The sequence below is a fragment of the Pedobacter sp. ASV28 genome, assembly GCF_016428855.1.
In the GTDB taxonomy this organism is placed as follows: domain Bacteria; phylum Bacteroidota; class Bacteroidia; order Sphingobacteriales; family Sphingobacteriaceae; genus Pedobacter.
The window spans coordinates 1-17,335 of record NZ_JAELTN010000082.1; the positions used below are offsets into that span (position 1 = coordinate 1).

The 17,335-nt window shown below is 38.6% G+C and carries 14 protein-coding genes; 4 read left to right on the forward strand and 10 right to left on the reverse strand.

Translation table 11 applies throughout. The features are described from left to right. The first annotated feature begins 556 nt into the window (after positions 1 to 556). On the forward strand, positions 557 to 1,033 hold the full coding sequence (locus JHD79_RS20505) for a methionine-R-sulfoxide reductase (RefSeq protein WP_233164805.1): 477 nt from the start codon (positions 557 to 559) through the stop codon (positions 1,031 to 1,033). Positions 1,034 to 1,082: 49 nt separating this feature from the next. On the opposite strand, the gene JHD79_RS20510 is transcribed toward JHD79_RS20505, so the two are convergent. The 3 genes from JHD79_RS20510 to JHD79_RS20525 all read right to left on the reverse strand — a co-directional run bounded on the left by JHD79_RS20510 (position 1,083) and on the right by JHD79_RS20525 (position 5,674). Beyond that, positions 1,083 to 3,128, reverse strand: coding sequence for a beta-N-acetylhexosaminidase (locus tag JHD79_RS20510; RefSeq protein WP_199121227.1), 2,046 nt, complete (start codon positions 3,126 to 3,128; stop codon positions 1,083 to 1,085). A 235-nt stretch (positions 3,129 to 3,363) separates the two neighbouring features. Beyond that, positions 3,364 to 4,554 (reverse strand): MFS transporter, encoded by a 1,191-nt coding sequence (locus JHD79_RS20515; RefSeq protein ID WP_233164806.1) that lies wholly within the window; start codon positions 4,552 to 4,554, stop codon positions 3,364 to 3,366. A 532-nt stretch (positions 4,555 to 5,086) separates the two neighbouring features. Then, positions 5,087 to 5,674, reverse strand: a complete 588-nt coding sequence (locus JHD79_RS20525) for a sigma-70 family RNA polymerase sigma factor (protein ID WP_199121240.1) — start codon at positions 5,672 to 5,674, stop codon at positions 5,087 to 5,089. Between the two features lie 381 nt (positions 5,675 to 6,055). Between JHD79_RS20525 and uvrA the strand changes: the two genes are divergently transcribed. Together uvrA and JHD79_RS20535 are read left to right on the forward strand one after the other, a co-directional pair. Next, positions 6,056 to 8,860, forward strand: coding sequence for an excinuclease ABC subunit UvrA (gene uvrA / locus JHD79_RS20530; protein ID WP_199121229.1), 2,805 nt, complete (start codon positions 6,056 to 6,058; stop codon positions 8,858 to 8,860). A gap of 53 nt (positions 8,861 to 8,913) precedes the next feature. Then, a complete protein-coding gene (locus tag JHD79_RS20535; RefSeq protein WP_233164808.1) occupies positions 8,914 to 9,525 on the forward strand; it encodes a LysE family transporter in 612 nt (203 codons plus the stop codon). Positions 9,526 to 9,550: 25 nt separating this feature from the next. Here the strand turns inward: JHD79_RS20535 and JHD79_RS20540 are convergent, their stop codons facing one another. Continuing rightward, on the reverse strand, positions 9,551 to 10,021 hold the full coding sequence (locus JHD79_RS20540; protein ID WP_199121231.1) for a hypothetical protein: 471 nt from the start codon (positions 10,019 to 10,021) through the stop codon (positions 9,551 to 9,553). A 76-nt stretch (positions 10,022 to 10,097) separates the two neighbouring features. Then, positions 10,098 to 10,490: a group III truncated hemoglobin gene (locus tag JHD79_RS20545; protein WP_199121232.1), complete on the reverse strand. Its 393-nt coding sequence runs from the start codon at positions 10,488 to 10,490 to the stop codon at positions 10,098 to 10,100. 351 nt (positions 10,491 to 10,841) lie between these two features. Here JHD79_RS20545 and JHD79_RS20550 point away from each other — a divergent pair, with 351 nt between their 5' ends. After that, on the forward strand, positions 10,842 to 11,384 hold the full coding sequence (locus JHD79_RS20550; RefSeq protein WP_199121233.1) for a LytTR family DNA-binding domain-containing protein: 543 nt from the start codon (positions 10,842 to 10,844) through the stop codon (positions 11,382 to 11,384). A 33-nt stretch (positions 11,385 to 11,417) separates the two neighbouring features. Here the strand turns inward: JHD79_RS20550 and JHD79_RS20555 are convergent, their stop codons facing one another. The 5 genes from JHD79_RS20555 to JHD79_RS20575 form a co-directional block, all read right to left on the reverse strand. Then, complete coding sequence (locus JHD79_RS20555; RefSeq protein ID WP_370583364.1) at positions 11,418 to 12,458, reverse strand: DUF2157 domain-containing protein; 1,041 nt, start codon at positions 12,456 to 12,458, stop codon at positions 11,418 to 11,420. Between the two features lie 94 nt (positions 12,459 to 12,552). After that, the gene (locus JHD79_RS20560) at positions 12,553 to 14,778 is read right to left on the reverse strand and encodes a cation:proton antiporter (protein ID WP_199121234.1); all 2,226 of its coding nucleotides are present in this window, start codon (positions 14,776 to 14,778) and stop codon (positions 12,553 to 12,555) included. A gap of 603 nt (positions 14,779 to 15,381) precedes the next feature. Beyond that, the gene (locus tag JHD79_RS20565) at positions 15,382 to 15,795 is read right to left on the reverse strand and encodes a DUF1801 domain-containing protein (RefSeq protein WP_199121235.1); all 414 of its coding nucleotides are present in this window, start codon (positions 15,793 to 15,795) and stop codon (positions 15,382 to 15,384) included. A gap of 10 nt (positions 15,796 to 15,805) precedes the next feature. After that, the gene (locus JHD79_RS20570; RefSeq protein WP_199121236.1) at positions 15,806 to 16,825 is read right to left on the reverse strand and encodes a bifunctional riboflavin kinase/FAD synthetase; all 1,020 of its coding nucleotides are present in this window, start codon (positions 16,823 to 16,825) and stop codon (positions 15,806 to 15,808) included. A gap of 84 nt (positions 16,826 to 16,909) precedes the next feature. Then, a partial coding sequence (locus JHD79_RS20575) for a YitT family protein (protein WP_199121237.1) occupies positions 16,910 to 17,335 on the reverse strand: 426 nt, incomplete at its 5' end.

Genomic DNA, 17,335 nt, shown 5'->3' on the forward strand with positions numbered 1-17,335 from the left:
AACGCAGGTCTCGTGGGCTCGGAGATGTGTATAAGAGACAGGGACATGCTGGGGCTATTGTAGGTGGAGCTGATGATACTGCTGCCGCAAAAATGAAAATTATGCGTGAATGTGGTATCACTGTTGTAGAAAGCCCTGCTGAAATCGGTGCAGCTATGGCGGCCCTATTGAAAAAATAGTCTCGACAAAATATACTTTTAAAAAGCGTTTCGGTAACGGAACGCTTTTTTTATGAACGAATATTCCAAACCATATGTATCATTCGAGATTTAAATGATGTGATGCAAAAATCTAGCGATCGGTTTAATAAACCAGAGATAATCTATGATATGGTATTGCAGATCTGCAGAAAGCCATGCCGTTGAGTGCTGAACTCATACAGAAATGGTAGCCAATTAACAGGGTTCTATGGTTTCAATTTCATTTTAGCTATTGCTTGATAATGAATAATGAGATACAAATGAGGAACAAAGTTTATGAAATGATTAAATTTGAATATGTTGTTTGGTAAAACCGAACGTTTATGGGTAACGTATATGAGTTAAAATATCTTAAAATGGGATCGATAAATAAAATATTAGCGGCATTTGGTATACTACTTGTAACAAGTTTTGCGGCCTGTGCCCAGCAGCAGGAAAAAACACCACCATCAAAAACTACTAAGAAAATGGAATGGAATAAATTAACCAAGGAAGAAGAGCAGGTAATTGTAAATAAGGGGACCGAATATCCCGGAACAGGTAAATACGATAAATTCTTTGAAAAAGGAACGTATGTATGTAAGCGTTGTAATGCACCATTATATAGGTCTGACTCTAAATTTGATGCCCACTGTGGTTGGCCAGCGTTCGACGATGAGATTAAAGGAGCGGTAAAGCGTATTCCCGATGCAGATGGACAGCGTACTGAGATTGTATGTGCCAATTGTGGAGCACACCTGGGGCATGTTTTTGTGGGCGAGTTCCTTACCTCAAAAAATACAAGGCATTGTGTCAATTCAATTTCAATGAATTTCGTGCCGGATAAAAAATAGAAAAATAGACTTGTCGAAATAATTGATCTATTTCGACAAGTCTTTCACCTTACTTTTTAGTGGCTTCCGTTACCTTAAAAGGTTCGTATGGACTGAGGTTAAAAGTTAAGTTACCATAAGAATCGGTACTTTTTTCTCCTGAAACCTCTGCGCTTAAGGTATATTTAGATTTATATTTGTACTGATCAACCTTCAAATGATAGAGGAAGGTTTTAGTTTTATGAGTACCCCTAAATTTATCGGCTAAACCTATATGATCATCTTTAGAGATCACTTTTCCATCTTCTAATAGGGATACATTCTTGATCTTTAGAAAAGAAGTACCATTCGTATAAAAGAAACCTGCAATAATTCGTCCATTTGCATAGACTTTTTGGGTTACATCCCATTCAATAGACCTAAAACCGGTATCGATCTGATTGGGCTTCCAAGTGCCTGCAATGTAGCCTCCTTTTTTAAAATAATCAATTTTTAGAGCATCTAACCGCGGATAATGTGTAGTTAACCGTTGAGTAAATTCGGCGAAATCTTTATGCTTGTTTGTTGCCCATGCAATTTCTGCCAAAGCCAGTAAGCGTGGAAAATTTTGAACATTAATATCTTTGACTTCCTGTGGAATGGCAGGCCACATATTGGCCTGGATGCCCAAAACATAGGCCTCTTCTTGGGGCTGTAAAGAGGCCGTTGGGTCAAAATTGTAAATCTTGTCGATCGAATTAATATTGCCATAGGCCAAATCAGACATCGTGCCATCATTCCGATCATCTTGCGTAATATCAAAATATAAGGGAGCTGTGGGCGTAGCTACAGTATAAAAGCCTTTGCTGGCGGCTTGTTGTATGGCCTTTCCTCCAAGCCATGACATGATTGCGGTTTCTTTGGTCAGGTTATCTGCGCCCTCTAAAATATCATTCCATCCAATAGGTTTTTTGCCTTTTTTTCTGATCATTTCGCATACTCGTCCTACAAAATAGCTTTGTAGTTCAGTCACTTTAGTAAATCCTTTTTCTTTCATGAATGCTTGAATATGGGGTTCGTTTTCCCAAAGTCTGTGTACCACTTCGTCACCTCCAAAATGGATGTAGGGCGAAGGAAAGAGATCTGCTATTTCGTTAAAGATATCATTTAGGAAAGTATAAACAGCTTCTTTGCTTGGATCTAGCGGGTTTGGCGTAAACTGAAAACCCCAATAGCCCCATGAATCTACAAATGGAAAAACATAATCGGGTGTTGTTTTCTGGTTTACTCCGAGTTCTGGATGGGTGATGATGATTGGCCATGAATGCCCAGGCACGTCAATTTCTGGAACAATGGTGATATTTCTTTGAGCAGCATAGCTAATGAGGTCTTTGAGTTGTTCTTGGGTATAGTAACCACTTCTTTCGCTAGGCTGTTCTTGTTTGCCTACAAATACTGTTGTTTTTTTAGAGGTTAGTTCCGGATATTTTTTAATTTCTATCCGCCAACCTTGATCATCCGTTAAATGGAGATGAAAGGTATTAAGCTTATATAAGGCCATTACATCTATGTATTTCTTAAGCACTTCTACCTTATAAAAGGTTCTGCTTACATCTTGCATGTATCCTCGCCATGAAAACCTGGGAGCATCTTTGATGGTTACAGCAGGCAGTGGCCAATAAGTTTGCTTAATGGTTTTTTCACTTCCTATACTGGGGGGAAGTAGTTGTACAATAGATTGAAAGCCGTTAAAAAGTCCTGCCGTATCAATTGCAGTTAATAAAATGCGTTTTGATGATATGGATAATTCATAGGCTTCTTTGTTCAATTCAGCAGGATTTGCTTGGATGAATAAATTGATTCCCTTTTGTAGAGGAGCATTGGAGTGGAGCAAGGGTAGTTTATAACCTGTAGATTTTTGCAGGAAACGAGCAAAAAACTTAGCCTTTTGATAGGCACCATTATTATAGACAAGAGGGGTATTAGGCGTTAGCCTAAATGCTTCTCCTTCTTCTGCCCTCAGAAAAAGAGGTTTGGGAATAATATTGATTTTATTGGGTTTCTGACTTTTGGAAAAAAGGGGAAAAAAAACGTAAAGGCCAGCAAATAGCAGGTGAACAAGAATGGAATTTCTCATTGATTAAGTTTGTTTTTTAAGGTAGATATAACAAACTTAACCAATTATTTAGATAAAAAAATAATGTCGATTGCTTAAATAGGAGAAATGTAATCACTACTTTATAATCAATCGTTTGCGTAATTATTTTTCTAAGGTCAGCACAATAAGTAAAATATAACTGGTCCTACTGTTGAACCATTGTCAACAACAAAGTATTTTAAGCTATCCCACAAAATCAAATTCCCTATGTGTCTTATGTGGCTTCCTGTTTAGATACCCTTTTGATGCTATTGGGTTTGGTAAACCTCCTAATGATCCAATAGGCAAATGCAGCTCCAATAAGTGCCATAGCTGCTCCAACCAAAGAAGGGTAGTTGTAGCTCATTCCATAGACCAAAGGCAGGCCTCCAAAAAAAGCGCCTAAGGCATTGCCAATGTTGAAACTGGCCTGGCTTGCCGAAGCTGCAATCATTTCCGAATCTTTAGCTGTTTTGATCATCAGCATCTGGATGGGGGCCGCCAAAGCAAAAGCAATGGCCCCTGTTAAGAAAGTAGTGACCAATGCCAATATGGGATTAAACGATACAAAGAAAACCATGATCAGGATGGCACACATGGCCAACAATAGTGATAGACAGGCTTTAGAAGGAGAGAACTTATCGGCCAGATAACCACCAATAAAATTACCGACCAACATACCCGAACCTGCAAGCATTAAAATATATGTTACGTTAGCCTCATCAAAACCTGCAACTTCGGTCATTAATGGGGCAATATAGCTGATCCAACAAAATAAGCCCCCGGTACCTATAGAGATCATGAAAATAATAAGCCAGGCTTCTCTTTTGGTAAAAAAGCTCAATTCTGTTCTAATGTTCCTGTTTTTAACGGCAGGTAAGTTAGGTAGCCAATATTTCAAGCTCAATAAAGTCATAATGCCTACCAATGAAACAATGGCAAAAGAATATCGCCATGAATAATTATGGCCAATATAAGTGCCTAGTGGTACCCCTACAAGATTGGCTATGGTTAGTCCTGCAAACATTAAAGATACCGCCTGTGCTTCTTTTCCCTTAGGTGCAATTCGACTAGCCACTACAGAGCCTACCCCGAAAAAAGCACCATGCGGAAGACCAGAAAACAGCCTGGCCATAAATAATGTAGTATAACTAGGGGCAAATGCAGAAAAAGCATTAAACAAGGTAAATAATACCATCAACCCCAATAGGATGTACTTAGGTGGATATTTGCCCGCAATAAGGACTAGCAAGGGGGCGCCGATCACCACGCCTAGTGCATAAGCAGAAATCAAATGCCCTGCTTCAGGAATAGTAATCGATAAATCTTTGGCAATATCTGGCAATAAGCCCATCATCACAAATTCTGTAATACCTATGCCTAGACCGCCAAAAGTAAGGGGGATTAATTTTTTATTAATGATCATTATGTTAGTGTTTGAAATACACTAAGCAAAGGTAGCTACTTTAATAACAGCAAAATGTAAAAAGGTTGATTTGTTGTAAGCTTTTAGGGTAGATGTATGCTTGATTTTGGCTTTTGTAAGCCATATAAAAAAAAGGCCAACTTTAAAGCTGGCCTTGTACTACTTTTTGTTAGCGTAGTTTAAGATTTTTTCTATGGTTTCCTCAGAAGGATTCCTATAAAGTTCATCGAGCTTGGGCTTAATCTGATGATAGAGTTCATGCTCTGGAAGATCTTTGCTATTCAAAGTGGATTTCTTTGATAGATTTTTGAAGGTCGTTAAAGTAAAGGTTTTTGTCATACGCGGGTGTTACTATTTTTAGTTTAAATTTTAAACGCAAGTAAAACACCTTTATTTTATAATCGAGCTATTAAATATTCTAAAATGGAATGGTGTCTTGTAAATTATCCTATAATTGATTAATTAACATCAATTATAGGATAAAATATGCCATTACCGGTTATAAACATTATGTTGTAATATTTTTGTTACCTTATTCTTTCGAAACAATAACCTCTTTAATGTTCATCATTTTGCGAAGGTTACTGAGTGCATACCGCATACGTCCGAGGGCGGTGTTAATGCTCACACCGGTAAGCTCGGCAATTTCTTTGAAGCTCAAATCTGCATAGTGTCTCATAATCAAAACCTCCTTTTGCTCATCGGGCAGGTGGTGAATCATTTTGCGGAGGTCGACATGTGTTTGTTCCCTAAGCATACGATCTTCGGCACTTTCCTCATGAATTTGAATCAGGTTTAATACGTCTGTGCCATCGGCACTGGTAATGGTAGGCGCACGTTTTTCTCTTCTAAAATAATCAATCACCAGGTTATGGGCAATACGCATTACCCATGGTAAAAATTTTCCTTCTTCATTGTAACGGCCAGAACGTAAAGTGTTAATTACTTTAATGAAAGTATCCTGAAAAATATCTTCCGCTAAGTATTGATCTTTAACCAAAAGATAAATCGAAGTGAAAATCTTAGTCTTGTGCCTACGGAGTAACTCTTGGATAACAGTTTCGTCACCATTTAGATACAACGATATTAATTCCTGGTCGCTTACTTGTTGTAGGCTAATAGGAGCTTGTTTGATAAAACCCATCTTTATTTAAATAATAAACACGTAAAAGTTTTATTCTATAGCGTTTCTCCTTTAATTAATAAGTTAGTGTATTGACAATTGTCGTTGTTGTTCTTTCAAAAGAAGCATTTTTTTATGAGATTCAAAGAATAAAAATGTTAAAAAATGTAAAAAGTGCCCAGAACTGCGCCCAAAGGCAATAAAATAAAACCCATGATTCTTAGGGAATTGTAATTTGAAAGTTGAAATATGGGAAGAGTGTAGGCGATAATGCCCTCTATTCACATCTGATAACCTAAATGAAAGATGGATAAAACAAAAGCTTCTGAAATCGTAAATCAGATGTTATCTTTGTAAATTATAGCTAAGAGGTTTTAAATGAGTAAGGAATTAGAGAAGGATCCACATCACTATATTATTATAAAAGGCGCAAGGGTGCACAACCTTAAAAATGTTGATGTGGCCATTCCCAAAAATAAATTTGTTGTTATTACAGGGATGTCCGGCTCGGGCAAATCATCATTAGCTTTCGATACGCTATATGCAGAAGGGCAAAGAAGATATGTAGAAAGTTTATCGGCCTATGCCCGTCAGTTTATGGGGCGTATGAACAAGCCTGATGTAGATTATATCAAAGGAATTGCTCCTGCTATTGCTATAGAACAGAAAGTGATTACCTCTAATCCCCGTTCTACAGTAGGTACTTCGACCGAAATTTATGATTACCTGAAATTACTCTATTCTAGAATAGGAAGAACAATTTCGCCAATTTCTGGGAAAGAAGTAAAAAAAGACACGGTAAGTACTGTAGTAGATTTTGTTGCAGCATTGCCCGATGAAGAGGTTATAACTGTTTTTTGTCCTTTGTATGCCCAAAATAAAAGAACAGTTAAGGAGGAATTAGCTGTCCTACTACAAAAGGGTTTTTTACGTGTAGTCTATCAAGGTGAGGTTAAAAAAATCGAATCCATACTGGAAGATGATTCGGTAAAGGACAAAGAGCTAACAGAAGATCAAAAGATTTTTATCCTCATAGACCGTGTCGTAGTGGCCCACGATGACGAAACTTTAAGCCGTGTTGCCGATTCGGCCCAAACCGCTTTTTTTGAAGGCAAGGGAGATTGCTATGTAGAACATAATGGCCAACAAACTTTCTTTTGCGATAGATTTGAACTGGACGGCATCAAATTTGAAGAGCCTACTCCAAATTTTTTTAGCTTTAATAATCCTTATGGCGCTTGTAAACGTTGTGAAGGCTACGGAAATATCATTGGCATTGATGAAGATTTGGTCATTCCTGATAAAAGCAAAAGTATTTATGATAATGCCATAGCTCCTTGGCGTGGCGAAAAAATGGGAGAATGGTTAAAGCAGTTCGTGAAAAATGCCGATAAATTTGACTTTCCCATTCATAGGTCTTACAGTGAACTAACAGCACAACAACAGCAATTGCTTTGGACAGGTAATAAATATTTTAGGGGCTTAGATGAGTTTTTTAAAGAACTGGAAGAACAGACCTATAAAATTCAATACCGTGTCATGTTGTCACGATATAGGGGGAAAACGACCTGTCCAGATTGTAAAGGCACTCGGTTACGTAAGGATGCCTCCTATGTAAAGATAGGAGGAAGGTCTATTCTTGAATTGGTACTGATGCCCTTATCTACTATCCTGCCCTTTTTCGATGGTTTAGTCTTAAAGCCTAATGAAGTTAAAATTGCCAAGCGTTTACTGGCAGAAATTAGCAGTCGTATCTTATATCTTAATAATGTTGGTTTAGGTTACCTGACCCTAAACCGTTTATCCAATACTTTATCTGGGGGGGAAAGTCAACGGATTAACTTGGCCACCTCTTTGGGCAGTAGCTTGGTGGGGTCTGTTTATGTCCTGGATGAACCAAGTATAGGTCTCCACCCCCGGGATACACACCGTTTGATCAGTGTATTGGAATCTTTGAGAGATGTAGGTAATACCGTATTGGTGGTAGAGCATGAAGAAGAGATCATGAAAGCCGCAGATTATCTTATCGATATTGGTCCAGAGGCCGGAACACAAGGTGGAAATTTGGTGTTCAGTGGTACTTACAATCAGATTATCAAGGATAAGAAATCCTTAACTGGAAAATATCTTTCTGGTGAAGAGCGTATTGCAGTTCCACAAAAACGGAGGAGCTGGAAAGATCATATCCTGATTAAAGGTGCAAGGGAAAATAACCTGAAGAATATCAATGTGAAGTTTCCACTAGGTATTTTTACTTGCGTTACGGGCGTATCCGGTTCAGGTAAAACCAGCTTGGTCAAACGTATTTTATATCCGGCCTTACAAAAGGCCATAGGTAACTATGCCGGAGAACAAACAGGTTCTTATGATGGCATTTTTGGTCACACCGATCTGGTAAGTCAGGTAGAAATGGTAGATCAAAATCCGATAGGACGTTCTTCCAGGTCAAATCCGGTAACTTATGTTAAGGCATGGGATGATATCAGGACCTTGTTTTCGAACTTGCCATCGGCAAAAGCGGCGGGCCTAAAGCCAGCAGCTTTTTCTTTTAATGTGGAAGGAGGGCGTTGTGATGTTTGCCAAGGAGAAGGAGAGGTAAAAATAGAGATGCAATTCATGGCTGATATTTACCTGCCTTGCGAAGTTTGTGGAGGAAAGCGATTTAAGCAACAGGTATTGGATGTGACTTACCAAGATAAGAATGTCTCTGATATTTTGGATATGACCATTGACCAGGCTGTTGAATTTTTCGCCAAAGAACCCAAAATATTGAACAAATTGCTACCGTTGGTTGATGTAGGTCTGGGCTATGTACATTTGGGCCAGTCATCTAATACCTTATCTGGAGGTGAAGCTCAACGTATTAAATTGGCCTCATTCTTAATTAAAGGCAACAATGCCCAAAAAACTTTGTTTATTTTTGATGAGCCAACTACAGGGTTGCATTTTCATGATATCAAAAAATTATTGAAGGCATTAAATACTTTGATAGAGCAGGGCAGTACAGTAATTGTAATAGAGCATAATATGGACATGATCAAATGTGCCGATTGGATCATAGATATCGGTCCGGAGGGAGGAGATAAAGGTGGGGAGGTTGTTTTTGAAGGCAAGCCAGAAGATTTGCTGGATGAACCTAAATCCTATACGGGACAATTTTTAAAAGCGCACCTTAAATCCTAACTTCGCAAACTATGCTTGTGCTCACTTTTCTAATTGGCGTTTTACTTAATGCGATGGGTTACATCCCCCCGGGAAATATCAATCTTACTTTAGCGCAGCTTACCATTAACAGGGGCATGCGACAAGCATGGAGTTTTATTCTTGCTTTTTCTTGTGTTGAAGTGCTTTTTACATTTGGTATGATGCGTTTTGCCCGTTGGGTGTCAAGCGATGTAGATATTGATTCGAGCGTGAATTCTGTAAGAATATCTACTTTTGTGGATGCTTTCATGATTGTGCTTTTATTGGTGATGGCTACGGTGACTTGGAAAAATAAGGATAAGGCGCATCAACCTAAAGCAACAGAAGAAAGTAGGAAGGGCAGCGTATTATTAGGTCTTGCCTTGGGTGTGCTCAATCCGGTTCAAATTCCGTTCTGGTTGTTTTTTGGTAATTATGTTATCCTTCATGAATGGATAAATACAAATTACCTTTCCCTTGTCATATTTAGCTTTGGCTCGGGGCTGGGCTCTGCACTGGCCTTATATGCCTATGCCCATTTTGCCAGGTATATACAGGAGAAATTTGCATTGAGCAGCATGCTCATCAATAAAAGCATTGCTATATTTTTGTATATCTTGGCGATATATCTTGTGGTTAAGCAGGTTGTCATTTATTTGAGGTAGGCAAAGGATAAAAAGCAACATTTTCCTAGAGCTTATTAAAGATGATTTCTGAGTCTGATGATTCCTCTTGTTTAAAGAGCCTGACGCCAAATATAAATAATGCCGTAATTTTTAGGCCTTCTATGATCACGTAATAAAAATGTAGATAAGAGGCTGGAACATTTTCTCCCTTGATATACCGCTCTGCCCGATGGTCTAGGGCTGGTAAAAGCCAAATGGTTTGCAGTAAGAGGGTCAATACCACCAGCGCAAATAAAAGGTTCGGTTTATCATTTTTCCAATTCTTTAAATTGCTAATGAGTATGGCAATGGCAAACGCCCATTCTACTTTGTTTAGTGCTGCAAAAACTAACCGACCTATACCCAAACCAATAGGTAGTGTAACGCCGGGAGCCCTAAACTTAAGCCAAGCTTCCAAAAAGCTAATGGCACATACAAATCCAATCCAGGTAAAAGTACATACAAGTACCAGGGGTTGTTCTACTTTTGATTTCATGAGGGAAGTATCAAATATTTAGTATCGGGTGTTGGGTATATGGCATTGAGCACCAAGATACTTTGTAAGCAGTGGTTTACAAAAGAGGTTTTGCACTGTTGTTGCGGTAGTAGTCAATTTTGATCATGAACATTTCGGCCATACGGTTACCCCGCCACTTGGCATCTTCAGCTTTTTCTCCGGCAAAGTGCTCATCTACGGTGCCATGCCAAAGCTTTAGCCAAGTGTCAAAATGGAGCTGGCTTACCGGTAATTGCGCATGTGGTGGAAAAGGACTCCCCGTATAGGTATGTACTTCCAACAACACCGTTTGCCAAAACCTATACATCTTTTCTAAATGCTCGGCCCACCGATCGGCAATGATACCGTTAAAGATCGGGCCCAACAGTTCGTTTTCACGAATACGAAAGTAGAAGGTATTTACCAGTAATTGGATATCTTCCAAAGTGCTAATGTCTTCTAATGCCATTTACAATACTTCTAATACCCAAAGATACGGTTTGTATGAGCTTAATTTTTATGACGTATATCAGATGTTTTGGTAACGATGCTCATTGAAATGGGGAAAATACTCTATTTAAAGATAATAAATACTCATTCATTCTGTTTTAGAGTGCTTCGGACTGGTATTTTTGAGGCAATTAAAAATAAATAAAAATGGAGAAAACAATAACAAACTCATTTCATGTAATTGCAGCATTTCTTAATCTAGGCGCAGCCGAAATAATACTTGTGATCTTATTTTTTATAATTTCGCTGATTGTATTTGTGGTCTTATTACAAATGATAAAAAGAAAACTTAGATAAAAATAAAACAGAGATGCTAACAGAAATACTGAATTTAGGAGTTAGTGAGATTATTTTAATATTAGTTGGTATTGCTTTTTGGGGAGGCGTTATAATTGGCGTAATTTATTTAGTGAAATTACTGCTCAGAAGAAACGAAACGGTGGTTTATATGCCAATGAATATTCCTAAAGAAAATGTAGCCACTAGTAATAAACCCGAAAAAGAAAAGAATAACGCATTGATTAATCAGGACCAGAAAATAGCTCTTCCACAACAGCAAGAAGTAAGGTATGTAACAATTAAAGATATTATTAGGTGTGAGGCTAGCGATAATTATACTTTCTTTATTTTACAAGGCAATGAAAAAATATTGATTTCACGTTCATTGAAAGAATTTTCTGATGCATTAAAACCTTATGGATTTATGCGCTCTCACCAAAGCCACTTGGTAAATCCCAAATATGTAAAAAGTTGGCTTAAAGAAGATGGAGGCATTCTGTTATTGTTAAATGGTGATAAAATTCCTCTATCAAAACCTAACAGAGAAACGGTAAGAGAAATTTTAGAAAGCTGACTATCAAAAATTGTTTTTCTCCAATTTCTCAATCTACTTTTTCATGAACTCAAGACTCCATATTTTTTCGGCCTTACGACCAATAAATACAAAAGAAATACCCAATATGGCGAAAAAGATAGCTTTATGCCAACTGTCCCAAAAGTATTCAAAATAGCGGCTATAAAGATTAATGAATAAGAAAATAATACCAAACTCCCTTAACATCGCATCATTATACTTTAAGCCGATGATGATGGCCGCTACACAGGCTGCAGAAGAAAGAATGGCCCAATAAAATAAAGACAATTGTTTAATGGCGTACCATTCCTCTAATGTACCATAATTCCCAAAAATAGAAAGCAGCAATAAGGAAGTGAAGAGGTATAACAGGCCAGCAAAATAGGTAATGTCAAAAAAGTAGGAGAGTTGTTTATGTCTTTTGAGTAAAAAAGAAACCAGGGTTAGTATGATCCCGAAGAATACAAATCGCAAAGGATAATTGAGACCAAGGAAATACCAGTTCCATTTAGACAGGTAACCTGTTTCGGTGCCAAACCAAGCCCCTAAAGCCAATAAAGAAAAAGTCCAGATGAGCCTCGATCTGAAAAAATGGGCCAAACCCAGGTAGATGAGCACGGAAAATAGAATAAGCACAGAAAAATGATTATTGTTGCTGCTTATGGATTTGCCCAGGTAAGCAATGGCATTGGCCGTTAGCATCACTCCGGAAAAAATCATTGCTTCATTGCTGAATACTTGCTGTGGCCTGGTTTTTTTTCGTTTAAAACCCAATATATAACAGCCCGCTGCCAATAATGCAGATAGAAGACTAATAATGATATTGGGGGTATTGTATAGGTTTTTAATGTATTCAAGTAGGGACTTGTCTACCAATAGTGCACTTAGGGCAATTACACCACAAGCCATGGCTATCCAAAAAGAATATTGTGCCAAACGTCTCCAATCGAAGGCTTTAGACTGGTAGCTATGTTTAAGCTTTAGGCTGGTTTTATCATCTATGAGCTGCTCAGATTGCCAATAATCTAGCATTTCATCTAAAAATTCACTTTTATCCTGGTCTATTTTCTTCACGGTAAGTTATTGTGTTTACCAATTATACTTATCATAGCAAAGCCAATGTTTATGGATAAACACTGGCTTTGTAAATATAGTTTTAATTCAATTGTTATTTCAGTAATTCAGGTATACGTTTATTGTTGCCCACAATCCAAACAATATCCTCGTTTTCGAAAATCATATTGGAATCTGGGTTCAAAATACGTTGGCCGTTTCGTTCTATGCCCACAACGAGTCCCTGTGTTTTTTCACGAATGCCAGAACTACGTATGGTTTGTCCGTAGACAGGCGATTTACTGTTGATCACGATTTTTTGTAGGGACATATCCTGTTTAGGGAAAGAAGTATCGTCATTTTGATCGGAATATGCGCCTTCAAAAAGTGGTTTTACACTGGCCAACTGATCGTCTGTACCAATCACCAGTACCTTATCATGAGGATATAATCTTTCATCGCGGTTCGGCGTAGGAATCATGATCTTGCCACGTTCTATCATTGCGATATTGATCCCATACTTTTCTCTGACTGCAAGATCTATTAAGGTTTGCCCCACCAGTTTAGATTCGGGTGCTACGGTCAGTTCTAACAAATGCGTATCCCAAGGTAAAATCTCTGGTTGTTTTTTCGCGGCTTCGCGGGCGTTAAGGTTGTAGAGGAACCTGTTTTCCATTCTTTCGTAAAAGCTTTGGAGCTTTCTGGAGAAAATAAACATCACTGCAACAATCAAAACCAATGCAATGCCTGCAGCAATCCAGGTATCGAAGAATTCGTACATTAAGAAGCCTACAAAGAAAATACCCAGAGCAATCCTGAAGAATTCTATGGCTATTAAAGGACCCCGTGTATATTTTTTATTAAGCCATAAATGGGAATAAGCTGTCCTTTCGATCCTTCTGATGGATAAGGCCCATAAGAAGGGAGCCATAATCAGAAAGGAAATGATCACACTGATGATGACGCCGTTCTTCCCGTTGGTAATATTGTGGCTGATAAAAGGATGCAGGTACCTGGAAGCCAAAACCACAATGGCAATGATGATTACCGAGTGGATGATGGTATTGAATATGTAAGATTTTAAAAGAACTTTCCAATCACTTAAGGTCGTGATTCCCTCTGTACTGGTACTGTATCGATTAATACTATCTACCCATTTTTGGGGTAAGATCTTCACCAAAACATGATAAAAATTCTCAGAATATTTGATCAAATAAGGGGTGGTAAATGTCGTGATGGCCGAAACGGCTACTGTGATAGGATATAAAAATCCACTGGTTACTTTTAAACTTAGGCCTAAAGTGGCAATAATGAAAGAGAATTCGCCAATTTGGGTGAGGCTTAAACCAGTCTGTACCGAAGTTTTTAAAGGTTGTCCAGAAAGGAGGGCTCCGCCGCCAGTGGTGATCAGTTTACCCACAATAGTTACGCCTGTAATGATTAGAATGGGCTTCCAATATTGTAATAAGATACTAGGGTCAATGAGCATGCCCACGGAAACAAAAAAGATGGCACCAAATAGGTCTTTAACCGATTTTGTCAAATGTTCAATCTTTTCAGCTTGTGTAGTTTCTGCAAGTATAGAACCCATAATAAAGGCACCCAATGCTGGAGAAAAGCCTACCTTAACAGCCAGTAGGACCATGGTTAAGCATAATGCCAATGAAACGACCAATAAGGTTTCGTCGTTCATTAGTTTCTTGGTCAGTTTTAAAAAGGTAGGGATGATAAAGATGCCGCCTAAAAACCATAAGATGAGGAAAAAACTTAATTTAAGGATAGAGGTTAGCATTTCTGCCCCGGCAAATTGCTGACTTACGGCTACGGTGGTCAATAATACCATGATCAAGATGGCCGCCAGATCTTCTACAATGAGGGCACCGAAAACTAAATTGGCAAACTTTTTATGTTTTACACCCAATTCTTCGAAGGCCCGTATAATAATGGTGGTAGAAGACACGGACAATACTGCGCCCAGAAATATGCTGTCCATGGTTTTCCAGCCCATTAAGTTGCCCACAAAATATCCTATAATACCCATACCAATAATTTCGACCAAGGCGGTAATGGAGGAGGAACCGCCTACCTTGACCAGTTTCTTGAAGCTGAATTCGAGACCTAGGCTGAATAACAGGAAAATAACCCCGATTTCAGCCCAAATGGTAATGTTGGCATTATCGGAAACAGTGGGTATAAATTTAAAATGTGGACCAACCAGCAAGCCCGCTAAAATGTAACCTAAAACGAGTGGTTGTTTGATGCGTTTGAATATAATGGTAGTAATACCACCAGCGGCAAGTATAAGTCCTAAATCTGCAATAAGTACAGGTAAGTGGGTCATCTAAAAATATATTTTTGGTTGTTTAATATGATATGTTTTGCTAGGACAGAAAATATTTACCAAAAGGTATGTTTAGGATAGAGATAACTAAAAATATAAGGATAATAAAAGTTACTTCGATGAAGTGGAAGGCTTACTGTTCGCCCAATGTTTTGGGTAAGGCAATGAAATTGATGAACCAAATGGGGAATGAGGTTTTCGCCTAATTTTTGCAGCCTAGCTTTTCTGAGGTAAAGTTTAGCTTTAATGACTGTCAATTTTTTTGGTGGAATTGATGATGTTGAAATAGCAGAGAGAAAGGTTTCTGTTTTCTGAAGTAAAGGAACTTGCCCAATTCTTTTTGTTTCATTGGCCATCAATGAAAAACATGACAAGTAAAGTGAACAACAAAGAAATATAAAAAGCCTCATTGCCCACCAAAATACTAAAAAAGATTGAGGTTTTAAAGGCTTAGGCCAACATGGAAGGTTTATGGCTAATAATATGACAAGGAAATTGTTTTGTTGTATAGAAGTTTTCTCTCTACTCCGATTATCGTCAAATTTATGAGAAAAACACATAGGTTGACCTTAGCAGTGCACTAATTAGGGTATAGGCCGCACCTTATTTTTCTACCTTCTCGAGCCAATCTTTAATTGCGAGTCGTAACGCATGCTTTTTTTTCTCAAAATCTTCTCCATCCTTGAATCTGACCAATTTTCTGCCATCGGTATAATTGCCTTCCAAAAGGGCATGTTGATCATTGATAATATCACCTGTAGGGAATACCAATAATGCTTCGTTTTTTCTAATGTTAAATACGATCATATCCCGTTTATAAGTTTTTGGATCGAAAGGTTTCATTTCCCCATTGTAAAAAAAGCTTGGGGAATTCCATTTGATCTGTTCGCCAATAACAGGGTCTATAGAAAGTATAAACTGTCTAATGGATTGGAGGAACGTAGCGAAAGTAGGATCTAGTTTTCCAATGAAATCGCTAACGCTTTCAGGATCATTAACATCTGTTGATTTGGCCACGGTTTAATTGTTAAGGGTGATTTTTAAAATAGGCGAGTGTATCTTTTTTGTCTTGTTGTAGTTGCTTGGTTAATGCTTCCAAGCTAGTAAACTTTACATCATATCTTAAAAACTCCAAGAAGTTCATTTTAATGTTCTGTCCATAAATTTCCCTGTCAAAATCGAAAATGTTGACCTCGATGTTACGTGTCATTCCGTTGATGGTTGGGCGTTGACCAATGTAGGCCATACCTTTGAAAGTCCGATGTCCGATGTCGGAGGTCGGAAGTTTGGATGTAGAGGCTTGAGCATTACTGTCTTCGGACTTCGGACTTCGAACATCTGCCTCCAAATCCATTTCTACAGTAACGGCATAAATACCATCACTGGGAATGAGCTTATAAGTTTCGGCAACAAAGATATTGGCGGTTGGAAAGCCGATGGTACGTCCAATTTTATCGCCTTTAATCACGGGGCCATAGATAGAAAAGGCATAACCCAGATAGTCGTTGGCCAATGCCACATTCCCTTCCAATAGCGCATTTCTTATCTTGGTAGAGCTTACGGCTACATCATTGATGTCCTGCTCGGGAATTTCCTCTACCTGATAACCGTAGGTTGATGCATGTTGTTCCAGCACCTTCAAATTGCCGAGACGATCCTTGCCAAAACGATGGTCATATCCAATGATGATCTTTTTGGTACCTATGGCATCTACTAAAATATTTTTGATATAATCGGTGGCACTCAAATTGGAAAAATCTCTGGTAAATGGAGTAATGATCAAATGATCAATTCCCAGATTGGCCATAATTTCAGCCTTTTCGTTAATGGTATTGATCATTTTTAAGTCCTGATTTTCAGGATCGATGATCATTCTTGGGTGGGGAAAAAAAGTAAGTAATACACTTTCTCCGCCAGATGATTTGGCCAATTCACAAAGTCTCTTTATAATTTTCTGGTGTCCAAAATGTACGCCATCAAAAGTTCCAATGGTCACTACAGCATTATTCAATTTTTTAAACTCAGAAAGTTGATGATATATTTTCATCTGTATAATCTTTTTAATGGTGCGAAGCTATCATAATTTGTCTTCATAACTCCGAAGATCATGATGGTTTCAAAACGATAGTAATTAATGGAGCGCTTGACGTTTGACTACGCCGCCTTTGAGGTCGGCTATTTGTTGTTGAACCACAAAGGCATTGGGGTCTATTTCGTTGATCTTATCTTGTAATTTGCTTATTTCCAGTTTGGTTACTACGGTATAGATGATATCGATATCTTTTTTCTCTAAATAGCCTCCTTCGCCTTTATATATGGTTACCCCTCTCTTCATTTCATTGATGATGAACTGTTTGATGGTTTCGTTTTCTTCTGAAATAATGGTAACACCTGTATAGCTGTCTCTTATACACATCTGACGCTGCCGACGATCGAGCCATAGTGTAGATGGCGGGGGGGGGCGGGGCGGGGAAGGGGGGGGGGGGGGGGGGGGGGGGGGGGGGGGGGGGGGGGGGGGGGGGGGGGGGGGGGGGGGGGGGGGGGGGGGGGGGGGGGG

Coding starts and splice junctions, on each gene's coding strand:
- JHD79_RS20505 (WP_233164805.1), top strand. CDS start 557: ATGGGATCGATAAATAAAATATTAGCGGCATTTGGTATACTACTTGTA.
- JHD79_RS20510 (WP_199121227.1), bottom strand. CDS start 3,128: ATGAGAAATTCCATTCTTGTTCACCTGCTATTTGCTGGCCTTTACGTT.
- JHD79_RS20515 (WP_233164806.1), bottom strand. CDS start 4,554: ATGATCATTAATAAAAAATTAATCCCCCTTACTTTTGGCGGTCTAGGC.
- uvrA (WP_199121229.1), top strand. CDS start 6,056: ATGAGTAAGGAATTAGAGAAGGATCCACATCACTATATTATTATAAAA.
- JHD79_RS20535 (WP_233164808.1), top strand. CDS start 8,914: ATGGGTTACATCCCCCCGGGAAATATCAATCTTACTTTAGCGCAGCTT.
- JHD79_RS20540 (WP_199121231.1), bottom strand. CDS start 10,021: ATGAAATCAAAAGTAGAACAACCCCTGGTACTTGTATGTACTTTTACC.
- JHD79_RS20545 (WP_199121232.1), bottom strand. CDS start 10,490: ATGGCATTAGAAGACATTAGCACTTTGGAAGATATCCAATTACTGGTA.
- JHD79_RS20550 (WP_199121233.1), top strand. CDS start 10,842: ATGCTAACAGAAATACTGAATTTAGGAGTTAGTGAGATTATTTTAATA.
- JHD79_RS20560 (WP_199121234.1), bottom strand. CDS start 14,778: ATGACCCACTTACCTGTACTTATTGCAGATTTAGGACTTATACTTGCC.
- JHD79_RS20570 (WP_199121236.1), bottom strand. CDS start 16,825: ATGAAAATATATCATCAACTTTCTGAGTTTAAAAAATTGAATAATGCT.